Origin of the sequence: Rhodococcus opacus, assembly GCF_012396235.1 — a bacterium.
GTDB lineage: Bacteria > Actinomycetota > Actinomycetes > Mycobacteriales > Mycobacteriaceae > Rhodococcus_F > Rhodococcus_F opacus.
Map to the genome: position 1 here is coordinate 338956 of NZ_JAAXPA010000004.1, position 20790 is coordinate 359745.

The 20790-nt window shown below is 70.7% G+C and carries 9 protein-coding genes; all 9 read left to right on the plus strand.

What is annotated here, in order from left to right; all coding sequences use genetic code 11:
- The first annotated feature begins 30 nt into the window (after positions 1 to 30).
- On the plus strand, positions 31 to 330 hold the full coding sequence (locus HGB39_RS07615; RefSeq protein ID WP_039950770.1) for an acyl carrier protein: 300 nt from the start codon (positions 31 to 33) through the stop codon (positions 328 to 330).
- Positions 327 to 1424 carry an acyl-CoA dehydrogenase family protein gene (locus HGB39_RS39820; RefSeq protein ID WP_007296433.1) on the plus strand — a complete coding sequence of 366 codons (1098 nt, stop codon included), beginning with the start codon at positions 327 to 329 and terminating at the stop codon, positions 1422 to 1424. The genes HGB39_RS07615 and HGB39_RS39820 overlap by 4 nt, the downstream gene beginning before the upstream one ends.
- On the plus strand, positions 1421 to 2431 hold the full coding sequence (locus tag HGB39_RS07625) for a 3-oxoacyl-ACP synthase (protein WP_005568985.1): 1011 nt from the start codon (positions 1421 to 1423) through the stop codon (positions 2429 to 2431). The genes HGB39_RS39820 and HGB39_RS07625 overlap by 4 nt, the downstream gene beginning before the upstream one ends.
- Positions 2428 to 3480 (plus strand): HAD-IIIC family phosphatase, encoded by a 1053-nt coding sequence (locus HGB39_RS07630; protein ID WP_005568986.1) that lies wholly within the window; start codon positions 2428 to 2430, stop codon positions 3478 to 3480. The genes HGB39_RS07625 and HGB39_RS07630 overlap by 4 nt, the downstream gene beginning before the upstream one ends.
- The gene (locus HGB39_RS07635) at positions 3477 to 5048 is read left to right on the plus strand and encodes an amino acid adenylation domain-containing protein (RefSeq protein WP_005568988.1); all 1572 of its coding nucleotides are present in this window, start codon (positions 3477 to 3479) and stop codon (positions 5046 to 5048) included. The genes HGB39_RS07630 and HGB39_RS07635 overlap by 4 nt, the downstream gene beginning before the upstream one ends.
- Complete coding sequence (locus HGB39_RS07640) at positions 5035 to 14181, plus strand: non-ribosomal peptide synthetase (protein ID WP_133985056.1); 9147 nt, start codon at positions 5035 to 5037, stop codon at positions 14179 to 14181. Before HGB39_RS07635 ends, HGB39_RS07640 begins: the two co-directional genes overlap by 14 nt.
- Positions 14182 to 14201: 20 nt before the next feature.
- Positions 14202 to 18632 carry a condensation domain-containing protein gene (locus HGB39_RS07645; RefSeq protein ID WP_005565437.1) on the plus strand — a complete coding sequence of 1477 codons (4431 nt, stop codon included), beginning with the start codon at positions 14202 to 14204 and terminating at the stop codon, positions 18630 to 18632.
- Positions 18629 to 19489, plus strand: coding sequence for a 3-hydroxyacyl-CoA dehydrogenase family protein (locus HGB39_RS07650; RefSeq protein WP_005565435.1), 861 nt, complete (start codon positions 18629 to 18631; stop codon positions 19487 to 19489). Before HGB39_RS07645 ends, HGB39_RS07650 begins: the two co-directional genes overlap by 4 nt.
- Positions 19476 to 20790 (plus strand): condensation domain-containing protein (locus HGB39_RS07655; protein WP_247607375.1); only part of this gene is annotated, 1315 nt, incomplete at its 3' end. The genes HGB39_RS07650 and HGB39_RS07655, both read left to right, overlap by 14 nt.

Here is a 20790-nt window from a genome sequence, read left to right on the forward strand (position 1 = left end):
AACGCTGGTCCAAATGGGAATCCCACGCCCATGGACACAGCACATGCCCCTGTGCCCGAGTCCCGTGACGAGCTGGTCGAGCAGCTACGAAAGTACCTGAGCTCGATCACGTCGACGGAACTCGGACCCGACGACGACTACTTCACCCTGGGATTGGTGAGTTCGTTGCGGGCCCTGGAGATCGTCACGTACATCGAAGGCTCCCACGACGTCGTGGTCGAGGTGGAGGATCTCGATCTCGACAACTTCCGTACCGCAGCGCGGGTAGCGGGCTTCATTCGGAGAAAGCGGGGCGAGCAGCTTCGTGCGACGGACGGGGCGGCGCCGTGATCGGTATCGATACACTCGTCGCCTCCGCCGAGACGGACGCCGCCACCTGGGACGAGACCGGACTGCCGGTCGACGTCATCGAGGCCGCCGCACGGGCGGGAGTCCTCGGGCTGGACCGGACGACGGACTGCCGGGGACTCGGCCTGACCGCGGCCGAACTCGGCTCCGTCGCAGAAAGACTCGGAGCGGTCTGCACGTCGTTGCGCTCGCTGCTGACCGTGCAGGGGATGGTGAACGCCGCCCTCGATCGGTGGGGCACCGCCGAACAGCGGGCGCAGTGGGTGCCGGCCCTGGCGACCGGTGAACTCCTCGCCGGATTCGCCGCCACCGAATCCGGAGCAGGCAGCGACCTCTCCTCTGTGACTACCAGTTTCGAGGCGCACGGCTCCGATCACCGGATCTCCGGACGGAAACTGTGGGTCACGTTCGGCGAGGTCGCGGACGTACTGCTCGTCCTCGGCCGGTCGCCGGCCGGGCTGACGACCGCGCTGGTCGAAACGGACGCACCCGGAGTGTCCGTCGAACCGATCCACGGGCAGCTGGGCATGCGCGGCGCCCGGATCGCGCACATCGCGTTGGACGGCGTCGTCGTCCCCGCCGACCACCTGATCGCACCGCCGGGATTCGGGCTGTCCCACGTCGTCGGCACCGCCCTGGACCACGGCCGGTACACCATCGCCTGGGGGTGCGCCGGGATGGCGCGCGGGTGTCTCGCCGACGCCGCCGCGCACGCGTCCACCCGCGTGCAGGGCAGCGCCGTGCTGTCCGAGCACGACTCGGTCCGCGCGATCGTCGGTCGTAGCTGGGTCGATGCCGCCGGGGCTCGCGCACTGTGCGAACGGGCCGCCGAACAACGCGATGCCCACGAGCCCAGCGCGCTCTTCACGACGATCGCCGCGAAATACGCCGCTGCCCGGGTCGCCGCGTCGGTGAGCCAGCAGGCGGTCCAGGTGCTCGGGGCCGTCGGGTGCGCCCCCGGCAGCAGGGTGGGGCGCTTCTTCCGCGACGCCAAGGTCATGCAGATCATCGAGGGCGCGACGGAGGTCGCCGAACTCCAGATCGGTGACTACGTGCTCGGGGGAGGTGCGCCATGACGGCCGACCGACCGGTCACGATCGACTCGGTCGCGCTCTGGTTCCCGGACGACGAGGTGACCGTGGCCGGCCTGCCCGAGCTCGACGAACTGCCGATCGCTCAGCGCGAGCACGCATTGTCACTGGGCATCGACACGGTGCGGATCGGAATCGGGCTCTCCGAGGTGGATCTGGCGCACGCCGCGGCGGACGAGGCGCTCCGGAAGGCGGGCCTCGACGCCACCGAACTCGACGCGCTGCTGCTCGTCCAGGGCCGGGTTCCGCAGTACCTGCTCGCGTCCGAGGCGACCAGGCTGCAGCACCTGCTCGGTGCGACCCAGGCGTTCACCACCGGTGTGGGTGACCTCGGGTGCGTGTCCGTCTCGGCGGCGTTCGCGCTCGCGTCGGCGTTGCTCCGCGGCGACCCCCGTTGCCAGAACGTCCTCGTCGTCGCGGCGGCGAAGACACCTACCCGGTCGCGGTACCGGTCGCCGATGACGCTCCTGGGTGACGGCGCCGCCGCGGTCCTGCTGACGACGTCGGGGACCGGCCGGTACGAACTCGTCGACCAGATGATCCGCAGCGACGGAAAATACGCCGACCTGTTCCACATCGACTACCGCGACGTCCGCGAAGCCGACTGGGTCGAGGAATGCGCCGACGAACCCACATACTCGTTCCGTCTCGCGGTCGAGAGCCGGAAGCGGTTCACGGAGATCAACGCGGACCTGCTGGCTCGGAACGGGCTGCAGCAGGACGCGATCGGCGTGTTCCTCATGCAGAACCTGTCGCTCGGTGCGTTCACGTTCTGGCAGGAGGCACTCGACGTCACCATCGATCCCGTCTGCCGCGACAACCTGGCCCGCTTCGGCCACCTCGGATCCGTCGACGTCGCGGCGAACCTCGAGCACGCTGCGTCCGTACAGGCGCCCGGCGACTACTGCGTGATCATGAACAGCAGCCCGGTCGCGGCGTGGAGCAGCGCGCTGCTCCGACGCCTGCCGGATCGACCCGGGCACGGGAAGTGATCGCGATGGAGCAGACGGTGAAGTGCGTGGTCTGGGATCTCGACGACACCATCTGGGACGGCGTCGTCCTCGAACAGGACGCCCCCGTACCGAAAGCCGACGCCCTCCGCGCCCTGGACGTGCTCGACCGTCGCGGCATTCTGCACGCCGTGGCGAGCCGCGGCGAATACGAACCCGCCGCCGCGCACCTGCGCATGCACGGGCTCGAGGAACTGTTCTGCGCCGTCGACGTCGGCTGGGGCCCGAAGTCGGAGGCCGTGCGCCGCATCGCGGAGACACTGAATCTGGGTCTCGACACCATCGCTTTCGTCGACAACGATCCCGTCGAGCGGGCCGAGGTGTCCGAGGCGCTTCCCCCGGTGCGCTGTTATCCCGCCGAGCAGATCGCGTCGTTCCCCGACCTTCCCGAGCTGACTCCGCCCGCCGTCACCGAGGAGGCGAGGCAGCGGAGGTCGCTGTACCGCGCCGAACGGATCCGTCAGGTGAGCGAACAGGAGTTCCACGGGTCCAACTCCGAGTTCCTGGCCTCGCTCGAATTGGTCATGACGGTCCGCCGCGCGACCGAGGACGACCTCGAACGCGCCCACGAACTGACCGTCCGGTCTCATCAACTCAACACGACGGGCCGGACTTTCGGCATCGACGAACTGCGCCGGCTGTGCGCCTCGGACGACCACGAGGTGCTCGTGGCGTCGCTCGGCGACCGATTCGGCGGGTACGGCACGATCGGTCTCGCGGTCTCGGAGATCCGTGGCGACGATTCCGTCCTGCAACTGCTGCTGATGTCGTGCCGGGTGATGTCCCGTGGGGTCGGGACGGCGCTGATCCGGCACGTCGTCGAGCGGGCCCGCGCCCACGGCAGGCGGGCGCTCGCCGAGTTCGTGCCGACGGACGTCAACCGGGTCATGCTGGTGACCCTGCGATTCGCGGGCTTCGACGTCGTCGACCCGAACCGCGATCGGATACTGCTGCTGTGCAATGACTTTCGCAGTGTCTCGGCGCCGAACGCCGACCACGTCGCGGTCCTCTCGGGAGACGTGGCGCCATGACGGACGTGGTCGCGAACGGTGGGGTGATGTCCGGGATTCTCCGCCAGTGCGCGCGGGTTCCCGGCCGGATCGCGATCGTGGTGGGCGACCGGTCGCTGACGTATCGCGAACTCGATTCGGCGAGCGAGGCACTGGCGCGGCAACTCGCCGCCCTCGGTATCCGGCCGGGCCAGGTTGTGCTGATCCACCAGCGGCAGAGCGTCGAGACGGTGGTGGGGATGATCGCCGCGCTGCGACTGGGTGCAGCGTGGTGCGTGATCGAACCCGGACATCCGGTGGGTCAGCTCCGCGCACTCCTCGGTGACATCGACTGTGGTGCCATCGTCTTCGGGTCCGCGGATCCGAAGACGTCGCCGGCGTGGATCCGCGACCTGGCCCGCAGCGCGGTCGGACGTGTTCCCGCACTGCACGACCGGGACGCCGAGCACCGGCCCGTCGCCGAACCGGCCGATCTACCCGAACACGTGCCCGCGGGCACCGCCGCCTACGTGATCACCACGTCCGGGTCGACCGGCGTCCCCAAGGCCGTCGTCGCGAGCCGCGCCAACCTCGCCAGCATGGTCGACGGCCGCAACTACGACTACGACGACGGCGACCTCGTCACGTTCTCCGCGTTCCGCCTCACGTGGGACGGTTCCCTGCTGAAGACCCTGTGGGCGTTGTGCACCGGCGGCACCAGCGTGCTCCCGGACGCTCGCGAACTGATGGACGCCGAGGCCGTCGCCGCGCTCGCCCGGACATGGCAGACCACCCACCTGGTCGCGACCCCCTCGTTCTACCGGCTGCTGCTGCCGCATCTCACCCCGCTGCGCGAGCGTCTGCGATTGGTGACGCTTGCGGGAGAGGCCCTTCCGGGCACGCTCGTCGAACAACATCGTGCGGTGCTGCCCGGGGTCCCGCTGAGCAACGAGTACGGTCCCACCGAGACGACTGTCAGCTGCCTCGCTCATCCGGTGCGCGACGTGCCCGCCTCGATCGCGCCGATCGGCAGACCACTGGGCGCGAGCACGGCCTACGTCCTCGACGCGAAACTGGTCGAGGTGCCGTACGGAGCGGTGGGGGACCTGTACGTCGGCGGTCCGCAGATCTCCGAGGGCTACGCGTCCCGCCCGGCCGCCACCGCGGCCCGCTTCGTCGCCGACCCCTTCGCGGCGCGGCCCGGTGCGCGGATGTATCACACAGGCGACCTCGCACGCGTCGATCCGCACGGCGACATCGAATTCCGCGGCCGGTTCGACGGACAGGTGAAAGTGCGCGGCGCCCGGGTCGAGAGACACGCGGTGGAGGCCGTGCTGGAGAGTCACCCCGCGATCCACCAGGCGGTGGTTCTCGCGACCGCCGACGAACACGGGGAGACGGTGTTGACCGCGTTCTGGGTGCCCTCGGCCGCGGCGACCGTACTGCCCACACCACGCGACCTGATCGCGCACTGCGCCGCGCGGCTCGTCGCGCAGGCGGTGCCCGACCGCTTCCTCGCGCTCGGCGCCCTTCCGCTCGCACCGAGCAGCAAGGTGGACGAGGCGGCGTTGCGCCGGCTGCTGCCCAGCGGAGGTGGTGGCGTTGCGTGAGCACCATACCGAGGCCGTCGGCGGCGCGGAAGTACCGTTCCCGCTGTCGTCGGCCCAATACGAGGCGTGGCTGGCCCAGCAACTGGCCCCCGACGTGCCGCTGTGCATCGCCCAGTACGTCGAGGTACACGGCGATCTGGACGTCGACCTCCTGCGCGAGGCCACCGTCGCGACCGCCGACGAATTCGGATCGCCCTTCCTCCGGTTGATCGACAGGGACGGTCAGCCGTTCCAACTGGTCGACCCGTCGACGGACCGGTCGATCGGCCTGCTGGACTTCCGCGGGGACGCCGAACCGGTGGACGCCGCCCGCCGATGGATGCGCGCCGACTGCGAGACCCCACTGGATCCGACTCGCGACCGCCTCGTCGAATCGTCGATTCTTCGCGTCGGTGAGACGCACTACCTGTGGTACAGCAAGATTCACCACGTCGCCCTGGACGGTTACGGTGCGATGACGATGCTCAACCGCATCGCGGCCCGGTACACCGCGAAGGTGCTCGACCGGGAACTGCCGCCCAACGAGGCCGTGGACCCCCGGCAGCTGTACGAGGCCGATCAGCAGTACCGGTCGTCGACCCGCTTCGCCGCGGACCGGCAGTTCTGGGCCGAACGGGTCGGCGGCCTCGGACCCGGATCGAGCCTGGCCCGACGGACCGGGCCCGCGGTCGCCACGAGCACCGACGTCACCGCGCCCCTGCCGGACGCGGCGGAGCGAGCGCTCGGCGACGCCGGGGCCCACGGGACCGCGAAGATCATCGCCGCGTTCGCCTGCTACCTGTCGAGGACGACGGGACGCCGGGACGTGCTCGTGAAGATCCCGGTGTCGGCGCGCACCACCGCGACCCTGCGACGGTCCGGCGGAATGGTGGCGGGCGTCGTGCCGCTTCCCGTGCAGATCTGCCCCGGGGACACGGTGGGGCAACTGGTGGAGCGGGTGCAACTCGACCTGATGGGCGCGCTGCGACACCAGCGTTTCGGGCTCGGCGACATCCGGCGCGACGCGGGCGCCGGTGCGGCGCAGTCGCTGTCGGGTCCGATGGTCAACGTCATGCTCTTCCACCAGGAACTCGTTCTGGGGCCGCTCGTCGGCGAATACCACATCGTCACGTCCGGGCCGGTCGAGGATCTGCTCGTCAACGTGTACCGGAGCGGCACACCGGTCCGGACCTTCGTCCACTTCCTGGCCAACCCCAACCGGTACGACGCCGACGAGGTCGGCGCGCATCACCGGCAGTTCCTGGAACTGCTCGGCGACTTCGTCACGGCCGACGCGGACGCCGCGCTCACCACCGTCCACGAGGAGACGGCCCAGCTCGACTTCTGGACGCGCACACTGGCGGACGCGCCCCCGGTGCTGGACCTGCCCACCGACCGTCCGCGGCCCGCGCGGCCGTCCCACCGCAGCGCCGCCGTCGACGTCGCACTCGACCCGGATCTGCGGCGCAGCCTGGAAGCGTTCGCCGCCGAACACCGCGCGGTCGCCGCCACCGTGATCCATGCGGTGCTGGCGCTGGTGCTGGCACGGTCGGCTCGGACCGACGACGTCGTCCTCGGCGCGGGGACGGACACCGACCCGGTGGTGTTGCGGACCCACGTGTGCGGTTCGGACCGCTTCGGCGAGTATGTCGGCACGGTGCGGGACGCCGACGCGGAGGCGTTCGCGCACCGCGGTGTGCCCGCCCGGCGAATTCTGGACATCCTCGACCCGCCGCGGTCCACGTCCCACGCACCGCTCTTCCAGGTACTGCTCGAATTCGCGGACCAGGCAGGGGAACTCGGCGACCTCGACCTGCGCGTGACGGTGTCGGACACGACGGCCCGATTCACCTACGCGACAGACCTGTTCGACGCCGCCACCGTGGAGGGAATCGCCCGGCGGTTCGTGCGGACCGCCGCGACCGCCGCCGCGGATCCGTCTGTCGTGATCGGCGACCTCGACCTGGTCGAACCGGCCGAACGCGCTGTGCAGCAGGACTGGTCGATCCGTCCGGGGGATGCCGCCGACGAGACGACACTCGGTGAGTTGTTCGCCGCCCGGGCGGCGCGGAGCCCCGACGCCACCGCCGTCGTGTCGGGTGGCGAGCGCACGAGTTACGGCGACCTCGATGCCCGGTCGAACCGCCTTGCACGGCACCTGCTCTCGCGGGGTGTGGGCCCGGAGTCGTCGGTCGCGGTGGCGATGCCGCGATCGGCGGCGCTCGTCGTCGCACTCGTGGCGATCGTCAAGGCCGGGGCCGCCTATCTCCCCATCGACGCGGACCATCCCGGGGAGCGCTCGGCGCGCGTCCTCGACGACGCCCACCCGGTGTGCATTCTGGCCACCCGGGACACCGCGGTCGCACTGCCGGCGTCGGACATTCCTGTTCTGCTCCTCGATTCGACGGACACGGATCTCGACGGCAGCTCTGCGGACCCGCTGACCGACGCCGACCGGACACCGGTCGATCCGGACTCGTTGGCCTACGTCGTCTACACGTCGGGATCGACGGGACGGCCGAAGGGCGTCGCGGTGTCGCACAGCAACGTGGTCTCGCTCTTCACGAGCACCCGGGACCTGTTCCGGTTCGCGGACACCGACGTGTGGACGATGTTCCACTCCCCGGCATTCGACTTCTCGGTCTGGGAGTTGTGGGGCGCGCTGCTGCACGGCGGGACCCTGGTCGTCGTCGACTTCGACACCACCCGGTCGCCCGCCGCGTTCCTCGCGCTGCTGCGCCGCGAGCGGGTGACGGTGCTGAGCCAGACGCCGACGGCGTTCTCGCAGCTGATCGAGGCCACCGACGCGGAGGACGACGCGGGCCCGCCGCTGCTGCGCTACGTCGTGCTCGGCGGCGAGGCGCTCGACTTCGGGCAACTCGAACGCTGGTACTCCCGCCACGACGAGGACGCGCCCGTGCTGGTGAACATGTACGGCATCACAGAGACGACGGTGCACGTCACGCACCTCCCGCTCGGGCGCGGGCTCGCCGCCGCCGCGTGGACGAGCAAGGTAGGGCGGCCGATCCCCGGATTCCGGGTGTCGGTGCTGGACGCGCGGTTGCATCCGGTGCCGGTCGGTGTGGCCGGCGAACTGTACGTGGCGGGACCGCAGGTCGCGCGCGGCTACCTGGGCCGCGCCGGGCTCACGGCGTCCCGCTTCGTCGCGGATGCGTCGGGCGCCCGGATGTACCGGACCGGGGACATCGTCCGGTGGCGACGTGACGGGAGTCTCGACTACCTCGGACGCGACGACCTCCAGGTCGAGATCCGCGGATTCCGGGTGGAACTCGGCGAAGTGGAATGGGTGCTGGGCCGGTGCGACGGGGTCGCGCAGGCAGTGGTGACCCTGCACGAGGATCCGGTGACCGGCCCGGCTCCGGCGGCGTACGTGGTGCCCGAGGCGGGTGCGATCGTCGACACGGAGGCCGTGCTGGAATTCGCCGGAACCGCGTTGCCGTCGTACATGGTCCCGGCCTCGGTGACGGTCCTCGAGCGGCTCCCGCTCACCGTCAACGGGAAACTGGACCGGGCGGCACTTCCGGCGCCCGTCACGGCTTCCCGCGCCGAATTCGTGGCACCGGGGACTCCCGCCGAGGAGTCGCTCACCGTCATCTTCGCCGCGCTGCTCGGCGTGCCCGCGGTCGGGGTCGACGACGACTTCTTCGCGCTCGGCGGCAACTCGCTGATCGCGGCGAAGGTCGTGGCGCGGATTCACGGTGTGCTCGGTGCGGGCGTGGGTGTGCGCGACGTCTTCGAGGCGCGGACGGTGCGGTCGCTGGCGGCACGGGTGAGCCGAGCGGCATCGGCCGACCGGCCGCCGCTGGTGGCGACGGACCGGTCCGCGGCGGCCCCGGTGTCCCTGGCGCAGACGCGGATGTGGTTCCTCGACCAGTTCGACACGACGTCGCCCGCCTACAACATCGCGGCGGCCTTCCGATTGCGCGGCCACCTCGACGTCGCGGCGCTGCACACGGCGCTGACGGACGTGGTGGACCGGCACGAGGCGTTGCGGACGATCTTCCCGATGCGGGGCGACACGCCCGTGCAGTCGGTGATCCCGGCGGCGGAGGCGGTGCCCGGTCTCCGCGCGGTCACGGTGTCGGGGGAGAGCGACCTCCGGGGCCGGCTCGCGGCGGCCCTGTCCGCGGGCTTCGAGGTGACCGCGCAGGTTCCGTTGCGGGCGCACCTGTTCGAGGTCGGTCCGCGCGATCACGCCCTCGCCCTGGTGGTCCATCACATCGCTGCGGACGCGCTGTCGCTGGGCCCGCTGGCCCGGGACATCACGTCCGCGTACACCGCCCGGGCGCGGGGACATGCGCCGGCCTGGGTGCCGCTTCCGGTGCAGTACGCCGACTACAGCATCTGGCAGCGGGCACTGCTCGGATCGGAGGACGATCCCGGCTCCCTGATGTCCCGCCAGCTCGGGTACTGGCGTTCCGCGCTCGCCGACGCGCCGGTCGTGACGGACCTGCCGATGGATCGCGCACGTCCCGAACACCGGTCGCTCGCCGGCGCGCGGGAGTCGTTCGACATCGGGGACCGCCTGCACCGGAAGGTGGTCGCCCTTGCGCGCGAACACGATGCGACCGTGTTCATGGTGACGCACGCGGCATTTGCGGTCCTGGTGTCCCGCTTGGGAAGCGCCACCGACGTGGTGATCGGATCCGCGGTGGCGGGACGCGGTGAGGCCGTCCTCGACGACGTGGTGGGGATGTTCGTCAACACTCTGGCACTGCGCACCCCCGTCCACGGCGCCGACTCGTTCACCGCGCTGCTCGCCGCCGTGCGGGACCGCGACCTGGAGGCGTTCGCGCACGCGGAGGTGCCGTTCGAGCGGGTGGTCGAGGCGCTCGCTCTCCCGCGCACCACGGCGCACGCGCCGTTGTTCCAGGTGCTGTTCGAATTCCAGGACGTCGTGCGGCCGACCCCGAGCCTGCCGGAACTGGAGGTGGAGGAGATCGACCTCGGTGTCTCCGTCTCCACCTTCGACCTGCAGCTGACCCTGGCCGAACGATTCGGAGAGGACGGGTCGCCGGCCGGGATCAGCGCGGGATTCACCTATGCCACCGATATCTTCGATGCCGCGACCGTCCGCAAGTTCGCCGAACGATACGTACGGTTCCTCGACGCGGTGGTCGCCGACCCGGACGTTCCCCTGGCCCGATTCGATCTGCTGTCGCCCGGCGAACGCGAGGCACTCGTCCCGGTGCGCGGGCGGCCCACCGGCACGACCCGGTTGCTGCCGGAGATCCTCTCCGCCGCGGCCGCCCGGGACCCGCACGCCGTGGCGCTGTCGTACGGCAACGCGGTGATGTCGTATCGCGAACTCGACGACTGGTCGAACCGCCTGGCCTGGGTGTTGATCCGCCGCGGAATCGGACCGGAGGATCACGTGGCGATAGGGCTCGTCCGATCCGTGGAACTGGTGGTGTCGGTGTGGGCGGTGGCGAAGTCGGGTGCGTCGTTCGTCCCGGTGGATCCGAGTCTGCCGCCGGGGAGGATCGCCGACATCCTCGCCGACTGCGGGGCGGTGGCGGGACTCACGGTCGCCGAACAGCGCGACCGGATGCCGGACGGCGTGGAGTGGCTGCTCCTCGATTATCCGGGCCCGACGCGGCGATGGGAGTCCCGTCCGATCACCGACGACGACCGGGTCGTGCCGCTGAGACCGGGCCATCCGGCGTATCTGATGTACACGTCCGGATCGACGGGGGCACCGAAGGGCGTCGTGATCCTCCATGCGGGGTTGCAGAACTTCACGATCGATCAGCGCACCCGGTACGCGACGACGAATGCCTCGCGCGTCCTGAATCTCGCGTCGCCCGGGTTCGACGCGACGATGCTCGAATACCTCGCGGCGTTCGGCGCCGGTGCGCGACTGGTCATCGCGGCGCCGCACGTCTACGGCGGCGCCGCACTGACGGAACTGCTGGCGGCGGAGAGGATCACGCACGCGTTCGCCACCCCCGCGGTCCTGGCCACGATCGACCCGCGTGGTCTACGCCTGCTCCGCACGCTCGTCGTCGGGGGCGAACGCTGCCCGCCGGAGTTGCTGGCCCGCTGGGCGTCCGGGCGCACCCTGCTCGTCGGCTACGGTCCGACCGAGACGACGGTGATGTCGAACATCGGCGACCCGATGACACCCGGCGACCCCGTGCGGATCGGCCACCCGATGCGCGGTGTCCGCGAACTCGTCCTCGACGAGTGGTTGCGTCCGGTGCCGGTCGGTGTGGTGGGTGAGCTGTACGTGCTGGGAGACGGTCTGGCGCGCGGCTACCACCGGCGCGCGGGGGTGAGCGCTGCCTCGTTCGTGGCGAACCCGTTCGACCACCCGGGATCACGCATGTACCGCACCGGCGACCTGATGCGCTGGACGAAGGACGGTCGGCTGGAATACCTGGGCCGCAACGATTTCCAGGTCAAATTGCGCGGCCAGCGGGTCGAGCCGGGGGAGGTGGAGGCGGCGCTCACCCGTTGCCCCGGCGTCGCGCAGGCGGTGGTCGTGGTCCGCCACACACCCGCTGCCGAGGCGGTCCTCGCCGGATACGTCACGGCGGAGGACGGCGCGGACCTCGACACGAGCGAGGTGATGCAGTTCGCCGGGTCCGTCCTCGCGCCGTTCATGGTGCCTGCCTCGGTGACGATCCTCGATCGACTGCCGCTGGGCGCCAACGGCAAGGTCGACCGGCACGCGCTGCCGGAGCCCGAATTCGCGCCCCGCATCTTCCGGGCGCCCGGCACCCCCTTCGAATCCGCGGTGGCCGACGTGTTCGCCGAGGTACTCGGGACCGGCGTCGTCGGAGCCGACGACGACTTCTTCGCGTCCGGAGGCAACTCGCTGACCGCGACGCAGGTGGTCGCGCGGATCAACTCCGCGCTCGGCACGGACGTCGGTGTGCGGGACGTGTTCGAGACCCCGACCGTTCGGGCGCTCGCGGCACGGATCGCGCGCGAGACCGCGGGCGGCGAAGCTCGGCCTGCGATCGCGGGGCCCCGGCGCCCCGACGCGGTGCCGCTGTCCTGGGCGCAGCACCGGATGTGGCTCCTCAATCAGTTCGACCCGTCCTCGCCCGCGTACAACGTCGCGATGATCGTCCGGCTGTCGGGTGACCTCGACGTCGACGCGCTGACCGCCGCCCTCGCCGACGTGGTGGACCGGCACGAATCGCTCCGCACCCGGTACCCGTACGGCGATTCGGGACCCACCCAGGTGATCGTCGGTGCGGGCCACGTCGCGCAGCTCACCGTGTCGACGTCCGACGATCCGGTACGCGAACAGATCTCGGAACTCGTGTCGGCGGGTTTCGACGTCGCCACCGAAGTCCCGATGCGGGCCAGGCTGTTCGAACTCGGCGACCGGGAGCACGTCCTCGTCGTCGTGGTGCACCACATCGCGGCCGACGGGTTCTCGATGGTTCCGCTCGCCCGCGACGTGATGACGGCGTACACCGCGCGGTCCGAGGGCTGTGCGCCGGGATGGGAGCCGCTGCCGGTGCAGTACCCCGACTACACCGTGTGGCAGCGGGAACTCCTCGGCTCGGAGGACGACGCGGACTCCTTGCTGTCGCGGCAGCTGGACTACTGGCGATCCGCTCTCGCCGACGCGCCGGCGGTGACCGCGTTGCCCACGGACCGTGACCGCCCGCGGCGGCGATCGGCCACCGGTGACCGGGTGACGTTCGGGATCGGCGCCGACCTGCACCGGGGCGCGGTGGCATTGGCGCGGGCTCGACGGTGCACCGTGTTCATGGTCGTGCACGCGGCCCTCGCCGTGTTGCTGGCCCGTTCGGGCGGCACCGACGATGTGGTGATCGGGTCGCCGGTCGCCGGCCGCGGCGAGGCCGTCCTCGACGACGTGGTGGGAATGTTCGTCAACACGCTGGTGCTGCGGACCGACGTGTCGGGGACTTTCGACGATCTGCTCGCCCGGGTCCGCGAGACCGACCTCGCGGCCTACGCCCACGCAGACGTGCCGTTCGAGCGGGTGGTGGAGGCGCTGAACCCGCCTCGGTCCCAGTCGCATTCACCGCTGTTCCAGGTGCTGCTCGAGTTCCGGAACACCGAACATCCCGATCTCGCCCTCCCGCACCTGGAGGCCGAAGTTCTCGAACCCGACGTCGAGGTGTCGCTCTTCGACCTGCAGCTGACGGTGCGCGAGCGGTACGACGAGTCCGGAACACCGGAAGGGATGACGGCGGGATTCACCTACGCCACCGACCTCTTCGATGCGGCGACCATGCAGGCCCTGGCCGATCGGTTCACCAGGATCCTCGCCGCGTTCGTCGCGGATCCGACAGTCGCCGTCGGAGACGTCGACGTGCTGGCCCCGGACGAGCGCACCCGGATTCGCGAATGGAGTGCGGCGGCCGAGACCGTCGTGCTCGATCCCCGGCTGGAGCTCAGCCCCGAAGGCGTGACCGGTGCGGTGTACGTGGCCGATACACCGGAGCACCACATTTCGGCGCCGGCGGCGGCCGCGACGTTCGTGGCGAATCCGTTCGGCGCCCCGGGCTCCCGGATGGTCCGGACGGGCGCGCTCGCGCGGTGGAACCGGTCCGGACGACTGCTGAGCGTGGGCGCCACCGGGCCTCCGTCGCGGTCGGTCACGGAGGTCGTGGCGAGTCACCCGGCGGTCCGCGAAGCGGTGGTCCTCACGACCGCGACCGGTGTCACCGCCTTCTGGGTGCCGGCAGCCGCGGCGGCCGTGCTACCGATGGCGGACGACCTGCGGGAGTTCAGCGCCGGGCGGCTCGACGCCCGATCGGTTCCCACACGGTTCGTCGCACTCGGTGCCGTCCCGCGGACAGCGGACGGCGAGGTGGACGAGAACGCGCTGCGCGCACTCGTCTCCGAGGCAGCGCCTGCGCCCGGCGAGTCGCGGCACCGCTGGACGACGCTGCAACGGTCGGTCGCCGAGCATTGGACGGCGGTGCTGGGGCACGACGACTTCGGTCCCGAAGACGGGTTCTTCGACGTCGGCGGAAACTCGCATCGCGTCGTGGAACTGCAGCGTCGTCTCGACGAACGCTGGCCCGGGGCTCTGCGGGTGGGTCAGCTGTTCGACCTCGTCACCGTGGCGGCGCAGGCCGAGGCGATTTCGCAGTCCACCGACACGAGCGAGGCGTCCGCGCCCGCCACCTACGAGTTCTGACCAGCCGGGAGGAGGCAACCGTGACCGTGCGACATCCCGCACCGGGCGACGACGACATCGCCGTGGTCGGCATCGCCGCGCGCTACCCCGAGGCCGCGAACCTGGCGGAGTTCCGCGCCAATCTCGCGGCGGGCCGGGATTCGGTGCGCCCCCTGTCGCGGTCACGGGCAAAGGAGACCGGGCTGGGACCTCCCTCGCACTACCACGCGATGGGTTTCGTCGAGGACATCTCCACGTTCGACTACGCCTTCTTCACCTTGTCGAAACGGGAAGCGTCGCTGATCGACCCGCAACAGCGGATCGCACTGGTCCTCGCATATCAGGCGGTCGAGGACGCCGGATACTCGGTGGCGGAGTTCCGCGACAGCGCGACGGCGGTGGTGTTCAGCGCCGCCACCTCGACGTATCCGGCGATGTGGGCGGAACCGGGTGTGCTGAGCACACTGGGCAACGTTCCGTTCGCCGTGCCGGCCCGGATCGCGTACCAACTCGGCCTCACCGGCCCCTGCTACGCCGTCGATTCGGGTTGCAACGGATCGCTGATCGCGGTGCACCACGCCTGCCGGGAGCTGCGGTCGGGTGACGCCGATTTCGCCCTCGCGGGCGGAGTCAGTCTGCGGGTGAACGGTCTCCGCGCCGACATGGCGGAGGGATCCGCGGAACTGATGTCACCCGGCGGGCGTTGCCGCGCGTTCGACGCGAACGCGGACGGCACCGCGGTCGGGGAGGGTGGGGCGGCGCTTCTCCTGACCACGATGGCCCGCGCCCGCGCCGACCGCGTCCCGGTCCACGCCGTGATCCGTGGCACCGCAACGGTGTCCAGTGGTCATTCGTCCGCGACGATCAGCTCCCCGAGCGCCCGGGCGCAGGTGGCCGTCATCTCCCGGGCCTGGAAGAAGGCGGGTCTCACCCCGGACGATGCCGGGTACCTCGAGGCCCACGGATCGGGAACTCCGCTGGGCGACGCGGTCGAACTCGAAGGGATCACGTCCGCGTTCCGGGGCCGTCCCGGCGTACTGCCGATCGGTTCGGTGAAGACCAACATCGGTCACCTCGACCACGCCGCCGGGGTGTCCGGCCTCGTGAAGGCGATCCTGGCCGTCGAGCACGGCGAGTTGTACCCGTCGCTGCACTTCGAACGGCCCACCGGTGGAGTCGACCTCGCGGGCAACGGAATCGAAGTGGTCACCGAGGCCCGGACGTGGAGCGACGAGACCGGACCCCGGCGGGCGGGGGTGAGTTCGTTCAGCCTCGGCGGCATCAACGCGCACTGCGTGGTCGAACAACCGCCCGCGCGTGCCACCGGATCGCGCGGCGGCACCACGAGTCGACTGGTCGGGGTGTCGGCGAAGAGCGTGGGCGCCCTCGCCACGCTGTGTACCGAACTGGCGACGGCCGTGCGCGGGCACGACCTCGACGATGTGGTCTTCACCCTCAATCGCGGCCGCCCGCACCACGACCACCGGGTAGCGGTGCACGCACGCAGCATCGCCGAACTCGCGCAGTCGCTCGCCGCCCGTGCCGCCGAACTCGACGCCCGCGGCGAGGACTCCGCACCGACCACTCGGCAACGCCCCGCTGTGGCGTTGCTGCTGTCGCCCGACCGGATGCCGCCCGCACTGCGCGGCCGCACCCTGCCGTCGGAGCTTCCCGCCACCGGCGACGAGGCGGACCTCCTTGCCGGCCAGATCGCCGTCCACCGGGAACTCCGGGCCGCGGGAGTCACCGTCGACGCCGTCCTCAGTGGCGGCGTGTCCCGGTACGCGGCCCGGTATCTGCGGGACACACTGTCGGCGGTGGAGGCTGCCGACATCGCGGCCGCGGCCGCGGACCCCTCGATCGACACCGACCGGCTCGTCGCCGTCGCGAAGGGAATGCTCGCGGACGGACCCGTCGTCTTCGTGGAGCCGAGCCCGGAGGGACGCCTCGGCGCACTGCTCGCCGACGCTCTCCGCGACACGGCGGACGCCGACATGCTCCGTGCGCCGGACACGTCCGACGCGGTCACGCACCTCCTCGCCGGGCTGTACGAGCGCGGAGTCGACCTCGACTGGGCGGCCGTCGACCGCGGTGACGACTCGGCCTGGCGAGTGCGGCTACCCGGCCACCCGATGCGCGGTTCGCGGTGCTGGTTCGACCTCCCGGGCCAACCCGACTGGGACGACGCCCCGGACAGTCCGTCGGCGGAACCGAGCCCCCGATCGGTGACGGACGCGCCGGAAGACAGCCTCGACTGGTTGCAGACGACACTGCGCGAGTTGCTCCACAGCGAGAGGGACGTCGGCGCCGACGACGACTATTTCGACCTCGGTGGAAACTCGCTCATCGGCATGCAACTCGTCGACCGGGTGTCGGACCGATACGGGGTCCGGCCCAAACTCATCGACCTCTACGAGCGGCCGAAGGTCGCAGACTTCGCCGCACTCCTCGCGGACGGCACGTCCGCGTCCGGTGGGCTGCCCCCGATCATGCCGCGGGGGCGGCACGTGATGTCGTTCGGTCAGGTACGCATGTGGTTCCATCACCAACTCGACGCCGCGACGACCATCTACAACCTGCCGATGGTCAGCGAATTGCACGGGCCGATCGACGAATCCGCCGTTCGGGGAATGTGGGACGACCTCGCCGCACGGCACCGGGTGCTGCTGTCCAACTACGTCGAGGTCGACGGGGAGCCGGAACTGCGGATCCGCGAAACCCTCGGCGACTTCTTCCGCACCGCCGACGTGTCGGGCGAACCGGATCCGGTGGCCGCGGCCCGGGCCCTCGTGCACGACGCCGCGGTGGCACCGTTCGACCTGGCCACCGACCCGCTTGTGCGGGCACTGCTCATCAGGATCGGTCCCGACGAGCACGTCCTGCAGGTCACCACCCACCATTCCGTCAACGACGGGGGTTCGCCGAGGATCTTCGAGCAGGAACTGCCCGCCCTGTACGCGGCACGCCGCGCCGGCCGCCGCGCCGACCTCGCACCGCTCCCCATCGAGTACTGGGACTACGCCCTGTGGCAGCGGGAACTCATCGCGAGTGCCGCGCTCGACTCCGAACTCGAATACTGGAGAACCGTTCTGGAGGACGTACCGCTGCTCCGGCTGCCCACCGACTTCCCGCGTCCGGAGCGGAAGAACTTCACCGGCGCGTTCCACACGTTCACCGTCTCCGAGGAGCTGACCCGGAGCCTGCGGGCCGTGGCCCGGAGGGAGTCTGTGTCGCTGTTCGTGGTGCTGCTCTCCGCGTTCTACCTCCTCATGGCGAGCCGCAGCCGCCAGCGCGACCTCGTGGTCGGGACACCGACGACCGGACGCAACCGGCCGGAACTGTCCGGCATGATCGGGTACTTCAACAGCACGGTGGCGCTGCGCGCCGACCTGTCCGGGGACCCGAACATCACGGAGCTGTGCGCACGCGTGCGTGATGTCGTGCTCGGCGCCCTCGAACACCAGGAGATCCCGTTCGACCGCGTCGTCACCGCACTCACCGGCGACCGGGACCTGAGCCGGACACCACTGTTCGACGTCTGCCACGTCCACCAGGAACTGCCGGCGCTGCAGTCGCAGCAAGGACTCACCGAGACGCTGTTCGACCAGGAGGATCCCGCGGCCATCGCGTTCGGCGGGGTGCCGTCCGGCACGGCCAAGTTCGATCTCACCCTCGTCACCACGGAGCGGGGCGGCGAGGACGGCATGGCGGCCGGGCTCGAGTTCAGCACGGAACTGTTCACCGAGCAGACTGCCGCCGCGCTGTGCGCCGAATACGTCCGGATCCTCGAAGGTGTCGCGGATGCGCCTCGCACACAACCTGTTTCCGTGTTCCTGACCGACGCGGCCCCCGCCCCGGTGGCGCGGCTGGTGGCGCCACCCCTGGTCCCGGCCGACCGGCCCCGGCAACCCTCGACCGGCGCGGAACCGCCGAGCTACTCGACCGCACGGGTGACGGCGACACTCGACGGACAACCGGGCCACCCGGAACTGCTCGCCGCCTGGCTCACGCTCCTCGCCTGGTACACGGCGCAGGACGAGGTGGCCGTGGGCACCGCCCCGGGACCGGGGGCATCGCCGCGGCTCGTGGTCGCGGACCTGTCGGGAGATCCCACCTACCCGGAGCTGGTGGAGACCGTACGCCGGGAGCTGTCTTCGGATCCTCGCGCGGCCGACACGGCGGCGCAGCACTTCCCCGTGCGCTGCGACGGGGAGCGCGACGACAGCGCCGAACGGGCAGACCTGTCGCCCGTCGAACTCGGGCTGTCGTGGACCCGCGGTCCGACGGCACTCACCCTCGAACTCGACTACGCCACCGACCTCTTCGACCGGAGCACGGCTACCGCGATGCTCACCGACCTCCGGCGGCTGCTGGCCGGACTCGTGGCCCATCCCGACCTGCCCACTCAGGAGGTGGCGATGGAGTACGTGCATCAGGACGACACCGGCTTTTCGACGGAGGCGGCGCGATGAGTGAAGGCAGTGCGATGAGCGTCGGTGTGGTGGGGGCGGGGACCATGGGCGCCGGGGTGGCCGAATGTCTCGCGCAGGCCGGCCACGACGTGATCGTCGTCGACCCCGACCCGCAGGCCGTCGAACAGGCGCGATCTCGGATGCGCGACTCGCTGCGGCTCGCGATACTCCTCGGCCGGGCCGGTGGTCCGAAACCTGCCGAGGTCACCGCGCGGGTGCACTGGACCGGGCAGCTGACCGATCTGCGGCACGCCGCCGTCGTCATCGAATGCGTCCCCGAGCGAATCGACCTCAAGGAGAAGGTCTTCGCCGAACTGGACCGTGTGTGCGCACCCGACGCGCTACTCGCGTCGTGCACCTCCGGCATCCCCGTCGACCGACTCGCCGCGAGTACCACGAGACCGGAACAGGTTGTCGGACTGCACTTCATGAACCCCGCCCCGCTCAAGGACACCGTGGAGGTGGTGCGGGGGCCGCGGACGTCGCCGCAGTCGCTGGACCGTGCGCTGACGCTCCTCGCCACACTGGACAAGACCGGCATCGTCGTCGGCGACGGACCTGGATTCCTGCTGAACCGTGTCCTCATGCTGTGTATCGCGGAGGCGGCGACCGCCCTCGGCGACGGTATCGCCGACGCGGACACCACCGATGCGTTGTTCGAAGGCTGCCTCGGCCACCCGATGGGACCACTGCGGACCGCCGACCTGATCGGCCTGGACAACGTCCACGACACGATGACCGCGCTGCGCGAGTTGACCGGTGACGACCACTACCGCCCGCCCGAGCCGCTCGTCGCCCTGGTCGAGGCCGGTCATCTCGGGCGTAAGACCGGGCGAGGATTCCATGAGTACCGGTGAGGTGCTGCCCCTCACCTACGACCAGCTCGCGGTGCTCCGCGCCGGTGTTCCCGACGCCTCCTTCGGCCAGTATCTCGAACTCGACGGCCCGCTCGACGAAGACCGGTTCTGCCGGGTCCTGCAGCAGACTCTGGCCGAATGCACCGGACTGCACTGCACTTTCGTGCTCGACGGCCCGGAACTCGGGCAGGTCACCGGCGCCCCGGCGACCGGCCCGGACGTCCTCGACGCCGCCGCGTCCGACGACCCCGGCCGACTCGTGACGACGTGGATCGACCAGGAGCTGACCCGCCCGATGGACCCCGCCACCGGACCGCTGTACGTGCACGTCCTGTTCCGGCTGCCGCACGGCCGATACGGTTGGTTCCAGCGCTATCACCGATTGGTGAACGACGAACCGGGCATGACGGCGATCGTCCACCGCACCGCCGAGGCCTACGAGTCGGGGGAATCCGTTCCCACCTCGCCGCCGGAGTCCCGGCCGTTCGTGTCGCCCTCCGTCCCGCTGACCTCCGATGCGCGGTACCGCGAGAGCGACTCGTGGGCGGACGACCGCCGCTACTGGGAGCACCTGCTCGCCGGAGCGCCGCGACACGAGACCCCGCCCGGTCCGGTCTCCGAGGAGGAGGACCTCGGCCCGTTCACCGTTCCCGCCGACGGCGCGCTCGTGCGGCTCGCACGCCGCAGCGGTGGCGGTCCCGCCGCCGTCCTGCTCGCCGCGCTGGCGGTGTACTGGCACAGCCGCACCGCCGTCGACGACGTGGTGGTCGGGCACCGGTCGCACGGGTCCACCACACCCGTGAGGCTCTCCCTCACACCGCAACTCACATTCGATGCGCTGACACGGCACGTGGGTCTGCAACTCCGGAGATCCCGGAGACACCGGTTCCTCGCTTCCACGGATGGTCCGGTGGACTCGTGGCCTGTGGCAGGCGGATTGCGCGATCCGCTCGGCGTCGAGCGCATCGGTGCGGGTGCCGTCACCGTCGTGAAGCGGTGGGACTCCGCCGGTGACGGGGTGTTCGTCGAAGTCGACGACTGGGACGGTTCCTGGACCGTCGACGTGCACGGCCCCGGCGACGCGCAGCGCCTCTCCCGCATTCTCGAAACCGCGGTCGGGGCACCGGATAGGCCGTTGGCTCGTGTGGATGTGTTGGGTGTGGTGGAGCGGGGGGTGTTGGTGCCGGTGCGGGGTAGGGCTGGTGTGGGGGTGCGGTTGTTGCCGGAGATTTTGGCGGGGGGTGTGGGGTTGGGTGGGGGTGGTGTGGCGGTGTCGTGTGGGGGTGTGGAGTTGTCGTATG

What these genes read in the sequence shown, in the direction of transcription:
- HGB39_RS07635 (WP_005568988.1), top strand. Translation starts at nt 3,477, where the DNA reads ATGACGGACGTGGTCGCGAACGGTGGGGTGATGTCCGGGATTCTCCGC.
- HGB39_RS07625 (WP_005568985.1), top strand. Translation starts at nt 1,421, where the DNA reads ATGACGGCCGACCGACCGGTCACGATCGACTCGGTCGCGCTCTGGTTC.
- HGB39_RS07650 (WP_005565435.1), top strand. Translation starts at nt 18,629, where the DNA reads ATGAGTGAAGGCAGTGCGATGAGCGTCGGTGTGGTGGGGGCGGGGACC.
- HGB39_RS07615 (WP_039950770.1), top strand. Translation starts at nt 31, where the DNA reads ATGGACACAGCACATGCCCCTGTGCCCGAGTCCCGTGACGAGCTGGTC.